The organism is Acinetobacter sp. YH12201 (assembly GCF_013418145.1).
GTDB lineage: Bacteria > Pseudomonadota > Gammaproteobacteria > Pseudomonadales > Moraxellaceae > Acinetobacter.
The window spans coordinates 1-5,649 of sequence record NZ_VPCP01000126.1; the positions used below are offsets into that span (position 1 = coordinate 1).

Sequence of the window (5,649 nt, forward strand, 5' to 3'; positions counted from 1 at the left end):
ATGAGGCATGTTCCGCGTCCTTGCAATACTGTGTTTACATACAGTCTATCGCTTAGCGGAAAGTTCTTTTACCCTCAGCCGAAATGCCTGCCGTTGCTAGACATTGCCAGCCAGTGCCCGTCACTCCCACTCGATTGTAAACAAGCACACAAAACCCTTTAGTGACAACAATTTGCAAGAACTATCAGGCTCAGTGCCATGAAAAATACCATGACCAGATCATGAGGTTGAACACGGCTTGCGCCGGCAGCGTTCACGCTCCTGGTCGGCGATCTCGCCCGGCTGCAATGCTAGCTCAGCATCGGTCATGCGCTCCAGCACGTCGCGTAGGCGGATGGTGCAAGGAATGGGCGGCAGCTCGAACTCATAGCCGCCGGCGATCATTTCGGCCGCAATCTCCTCGGTGATGAAAAACGGCTCGTCGTCTTGGTTCGGCTTCTTCATGCCCTTTCCTCCTGGCGCTCATCCTGGCCGACAGCGGCCAGGGCATCGGCTTCCGTCAATGCGTCCTCCACGAACGCGCCGTGCTGCTTCGCTTCGGCCTGGCTGACCTCGGCCCATATCCGTTTCACCTGGGCCGCACTGTACCCGGCCAGCTCGGCGGTCTTGTTGATGCTGTAGCCGGACTTGCGCAGCGCGACAACTTGGGCGCGGCGCTTCGGATCAGCACGGCGGCCCTTGTACCGCCCGGCCTGGCGGGCCAACTCAATGCCTTGGCGCTGGCGTTCGCGCCTGTCCTCGTAGTCGTCGCGGGCCATCTGCAAGGCCAGGCGAAAAAGCATGATCTGCACGGCTTCCAGCACGATCTTGGCGACGCCCTGGGCCTCGGCCGCCAGGTCGGATAGATCGACCACGCCAGGGACGGCCAGGCGTGCGCCTTTGGCCTGTATCGAGGCCACCAGGCGCTCGGCCTCGGGCAAAGGTAGGCGGCTGATGCGGTCGATCTTCTCGGCAATGACCACCTCGCCGGGCTGTAGGTCGCCGATCATGCGCAGCAGCTCAGGCCGGTCGGCGCGTGCGCCGGATGCCTTCTCACGGTAGATGCCGGCGACGTAGTAGCCGGCGGCCTTCGCGGCCGTAGTGATCGCCTCTTGGCGTTCCAAGTCCTGCGCGTCGGTGCTGACGCGCAGATAGACCCGCGCCACCATCGGCGCGGCTACTGGCTTCGTCCTGCGCATACTTGCGGGCTCCTTTGGGCATACTCAAATGCACCCATCTTAAACTGGCAGCTAATGTACAAAAGTTGATAGAAGCACACAAGTTCAATTTTGCACTTCTGCCCCACTATTGCAAAACTGCTTGTTAGTAGCCGTTTTTTCTTACTGTTTATAGATTCAATAATTTTTGAAACGAAAAATTGGGACTAAACATTTCGGTTTCGTTTTCTGTCGATTCGTCCTGCGTATCTTTTGCATAAACAAACATTTGTTGTTCGTAGTTTTCGATGGCATTTTCAATACTTGTAAATTCTCCGTTTGTAAGGTTTTCAGACAATATCAAAGCATCCAATAATCCCGTATTTACACCCTGTCCTGCAAAAGGCGACATCAAATGAGCAGCATCGCCAATCATTGTTATGGGTAATGGACGGTTACTTTTCCAATCATTGTTCAAAGGAAATTTCCTTGTGGGCAAGCATTGAAATGTTGATACCGAACGTATTAATTGTTTGTAAACTTCACTCCATTTGGAAAATCTTTTCAATAAAAAATCGGCAACGCTGTTTCTGTCCTGAAAATCTAAGGGAATTTTATTTTTCCATTCATCGGGCGTTTTAAAACTAATTCCTAAATACAATGCACCATTATTATTGGGATTGGCAAACAATAAAATGCCCTGATGTCCCGCCATTAATCGGTTGCCGTTGCATAGCTGAAAAAATCCGGGACAGTTTATTTCCGGTTGAAGAATATCAGCTTGGATGTTGAAAGTACCGGTTTCTTCAACTTGCGTGTCGGTAACAAAGCTCCTTATTTTCGACATTCCACCATTGGCAAGAATAACCAAATCTGCTGTTTCACTCGGTTTATTCTCAAAAGTTAGTGTCCACTTCTTCTTACCAGGTTCAAGCATAACAAGTTTTCTATCCCAAATAACCGTGTCGTTTTCTAAACTATTCAACAAGATAGCCCTTAAGTCATTTCTGTTTATTTCAGGATTGTCAAATCGATTTTCGGGCTTTACATTTTTTGTGGATAAAATATTGCCTTTTTCATCAGCAATATTTACACCCATTGGTAAGGCTAAGTCATAATAAGTTTGTAACAATCCCGCTTTTTTCATTGCTTCCTGACCTGAACCTTTGTGTAGGTCAAGGGTTCCACCAAAAATTCTTGCCTCTCGGTCGTTGTCTCTTTCGTAAACTGAAACGTCTATGCCGTTTTGCTGTAATAATTTTGCCATAGTCAGTCCAACGGGTCCACCACCAATTATTGCAACGTTCTTATCACTAAGTAAATTCATTTGTTTGTCCGTATCTATTCGCATTGTCATTCAAAAATGGCACATAACAAGTGGCTATACGCCAAATGGCGTATATATCCACTATATCTTATTTTGCTAAACCTTTCATTATCAGTGACAAATCCGTTTTCAACCGTTTACCGTTCGTTTCTACTCTCTCAAAAGGATTTATATTCATAGTGCTTTTTGTTAAGTTTTGCTCAAATATACAAATCCTTTCTATATATCTAACAAATCCATCGGACTTTTTAATTGTTCCATTCCCTTGGTGGTAATATGTGTATAAACCTCAGTTGTTTTACTGCTTGAATGACCTAACAACGATTGAATATAACGTAAACTCGTACCATTCTCAAGCAAATGCGTTGCAAAGCTATGTCGTAAGGTATGTACAGTAACTTCCTTTTGAATCTTTGCTTTTAAAACAGCTGCTTTAAAAATGTTTTGAATACTTCGGCTTGAGTATGCGCCACCTTTTTGACCTTCAAATAAATAATCTTTTGGTTTATATTCCATAAAGTATGTTCTTAAAATAATTAATGTTTTCTCAGATAAAATGGTATAACGATCTCTTTTTCCTTTTGACTGTTCTATACGAATTTGCATGCGCTTGGAGTCAATGTCTTTTATTTTCAGGTTTATACATTCAGAAATGCGCAAACCTGCCGAATAAATAGTCATCAGAATAGCCTTGTGTTTCACGTTTTCAATAGCGCGTAGTACCCGAATGGTTTCTTCTTCACTCATCACAACAGGAAGTGTTTTTTCTTTTTTTGGTCTTTCGATGAAATATGTTTTCCGTTGTCCACCCAAAACACGTTCGTAATAAAACTGGCACTGTTGCAAAGTTAGCGATGAGGCAGCCTTTTGTCTTATTCAAAGGCCTTACATTTCAAAAACTCTGCTTACCAGGCGCATTTCGCCCAGGGGATCACCATAATAAAATGCTGAGGCCTGGCCTTTGCGTAGTGCACGCATCACCTCAATACCTTTGATGGTGGCGTAAGCCGTCTTCATGGATTTAAATCCCAGCGTGGCGCCGATTATCCGTTTCAGTTTGCCATGATCGCATTCAATCACGTTGTTCCGGTACTTAATCTGTCGGTGTTCAACGTCAGACGGGCACCGGCCTTCGCGTTTGAGCAGAGCAAGCGCGCGACCATAGGCGGGCGCTTTATCCGTGTTGATGAATCGCGGGATCTGCCACTTCTTCACGTTGTTGAGGATTTTACCCAGAAACCGGTATGCAGCTTTGCTGTTACGACGGGAGGAGAGATAAAAATCGACAGTGCGGCCCCGGCTGTCGACGGCCCGGTACAGATACGCCCAGCGGCCATTGACCTTCACGTAGGTTTCATCCATGTGCCACGGGCAAAGATCGGAAGGGTTACGCCAGTACCAGCGCAGCCGTTTTTCCATTTCAGGCGCATAACGCTGAACCCAGCGGTAAATCGTGGAGTGATCGACATTCACTCCGCGTTCAGCCAGCATCTCCTGCAGCTCACGGTAACTGATGCCGTATTTGCAGTACCAGCGTACGGCCCACAGAATGATGTCACGCTGAAAATGCCGGCCTTTGAATGGGTTCATGTGCAGCTCCATCAGCAAAAGGGGATGATAAGTTTATCACCACCGACTATTTGCAACAGTGCCGATAAAAATATATCATCATGAACAATAAAACTGTCTGCTTACATAAACAGTAATACAAGGGGTGTTATGAGCCATATTCAACGGGAAACGTCTTGCTCGAGGCCGCGATTAAATTCCAACCTGGATGCTGATTTATATGGGTATAGATGGGCTCGCGATAATGTCGGGCAATCAGGTGCGACAATCTATCGATTGTATGGGAAGCCCGATGCGCCAGAGTTGTTTCTGAAACATGGCAAAGGTAGCGTTGCCAATGATGTTACAGATGAGATGGTCAGACTAAACTGGCTGACGGCATTTATGCCTCTTCCGACCATCAAGCATTTTATCCGTACTCCTGATGATGCATGGTTACTCACCACTGCGATCCCCGGGAAAACAGCATTCCAGGTATTAGAAGAATATCCTGATTCAGGTGAAAATATTGTTGATGCGCTGGCAGCGTTCCTGCGCCGGTTGCATTCGATTCCTGTTTGTAATTGTCCTTTTAACAGCGATCGCGCATTTCGTCTCGCTCAGGCGCAATCACGAATGAATAACGGTTTGGTTGATGCGAGTGATTTTGATGACGAGCGTAATGGCTGGCCTGTTGAACAAGTCTGGAAAGAAATGCATAAGCTTTTGCCATTCTCACCGGATTCAGTCGTCACTCATGGTGATTTCTCACTTGATAACCTTATTTTTGACGAGGGGAAATTAATAGGTTGTATTGATGTTGGACGAGTCGGAATCGCAGACCGATACCAGGATCTTGCCATCCTATGGAACTGCCTCGGTGAGTTTTCTCCTTCATTACAGAAACGGCTTTTTCAAAAATATGGTATTGATAATCCTGATATGAATAAATTGCAGTTTCATTTGATGCTCGATGAGTTTTTCTAATCAGAATTGGTTAATTGGTTGTAACACTGGCAGAGCATTACGCTGACTTGACGGGACGGCGCTTCCCTACCCTCATGGCCGCCTCCCAGGAATCGACCCAGGTGCTTATCGTGGACATAATCCTTTACTCATAAATTTATCTTATTCCATTATTGTACCTGTCACGCAAAACTTGCAGAAAAGCCATAAACGCAGGAGAATCCTGTCGGCGGTGAGGATAATAAATATGGTAGCCGTCAAAATATGGACACCACTCGGTCAGAACAGCAATCAGCTTGCCGCTTTTGATATATCCATCTGCAACATACTCGGGAATATAGGCAATCCCCAGCCCGTCTAATGCTGCATCGAGCTGATGAATCGTGCTGTTCGCAATATATTGCCCTTTGACTTTCAGACTGAATTTCTGAGCATCTTTCTCGAATTCCCAGGCGTACAATCCACTCGTATCAGAATAGCGGACGTTAATGCAGTTGTGGTTCAAAAGATCCTGCGGCTTCCTGGGCTTAGCATAACGCTTAAAATGGCACTGTTGCAAAGTTAGCGATGAGGCAGCCTTTTGTCTTATTCAAAGGCCTTACATTTCAAAAACTCTGCTTACCAGGCGCATTTCGCCCAGGGGATCACCATAATAAAATGCTGAGGCCTGGC

General features: G+C 46.3%; 7 protein-coding genes. 1 reads left to right on the forward strand and 6 read right to left on the reverse strand.

The genetic code is table 11. From position 1 onward, the window contains the following. Positions 1–219 precede the first annotated feature (219 nt). From FTU91_RS15450 to FTU91_RS15470, 5 genes are all read right to left on the reverse strand, one after another. Complete coding sequence (locus tag FTU91_RS15450) at positions 220–444, reverse strand: hypothetical protein (RefSeq protein WP_000743213.1); 225 nt, start codon at positions 442–444, stop codon at positions 220–222. Next, the gene (locus tag FTU91_RS15455; RefSeq protein WP_001366550.1) at positions 441–1,178 is read right to left on the reverse strand and encodes a recombinase family protein; all 738 of its coding nucleotides are present in this window, start codon (positions 1,176–1,178) and stop codon (positions 441–443) included. Before FTU91_RS15455 ends, FTU91_RS15450 begins: the two co-directional genes overlap by 4 nt. A 148-nt stretch (positions 1,179–1,326) precedes the next feature. Next, complete coding sequence (locus FTU91_RS15460; protein WP_024160783.1) at positions 1,327–2,493, reverse strand: tetracycline-inactivating monooxygenase Tet(X3); 1,167 nt, start codon at positions 2,491–2,493, stop codon at positions 1,327–1,329. Positions 2,494–2,682: 189 nt separating this feature from the next. Next, the gene (locus FTU91_RS15465) at positions 2,683–3,276 is read right to left on the reverse strand and encodes a tyrosine-type recombinase/integrase (RefSeq protein ID WP_205779272.1); all 594 of its coding nucleotides are present in this window, start codon (positions 3,274–3,276) and stop codon (positions 2,683–2,685) included. 72 nt (positions 3,277–3,348) lie between these two features. Continuing rightward, complete coding sequence (locus tag FTU91_RS15470) at positions 3,349–4,053, reverse strand: IS6-like element IS26 family transposase (RefSeq protein ID WP_001067855.1); 705 nt, start codon at positions 4,051–4,053, stop codon at positions 3,349–3,351. Between the two features lie 129 nt (positions 4,054–4,182). Between FTU91_RS15470 and FTU91_RS15475 the strand changes: the two genes are divergently transcribed. Beyond that, positions 4,183–4,998, forward strand: coding sequence for an APH(3')-I family aminoglycoside O-phosphotransferase (locus FTU91_RS15475; RefSeq protein ID WP_000018323.1), 816 nt, complete (start codon positions 4,183–4,185; stop codon positions 4,996–4,998). A gap of 136 nt (positions 4,999–5,134) precedes the next feature. Here the strand turns inward: FTU91_RS15475 and FTU91_RS15480 are convergent, their stop codons facing one another. Further along, positions 5,135–5,536 (reverse strand): LysR substrate-binding domain-containing protein, encoded by a 402-nt coding sequence (locus FTU91_RS15480; protein WP_001183556.1) that lies wholly within the window; start codon positions 5,534–5,536, stop codon positions 5,135–5,137. Between the last annotated feature and the right edge of the window lie 113 nt (positions 5,537–5,649).

What these genes read in the sequence shown, in the direction of transcription:
- FTU91_RS15470 (WP_001067855.1), bottom strand. Translation starts at nt 4,053, where the DNA reads ATGAACCCATTCAAAGGCCGGCATTTTCAGCGTGACATCATTCTGTGG.
- FTU91_RS15475 (WP_000018323.1), top strand. Translation starts at nt 4,183, where the DNA reads ATGAGCCATATTCAACGGGAAACGTCTTGCTCGAGGCCGCGATTAAAT.
- FTU91_RS15455 (WP_001366550.1), bottom strand. Translation starts at nt 1,178, where the DNA reads ATGCGCAGGACGAAGCCAGTAGCCGCGCCGATGGTGGCGCGGGTCTAT.
- FTU91_RS15460 (WP_024160783.1), bottom strand. Translation starts at nt 2,493, where the DNA reads ATGACAATGCGAATAGATACGGACAAACAAATGAATTTACTTAGTGAT.
- FTU91_RS15450 (WP_000743213.1), bottom strand. Translation starts at nt 444, where the DNA reads ATGAAGAAGCCGAACCAAGACGACGAGCCGTTTTTCATCACCGAGGAG.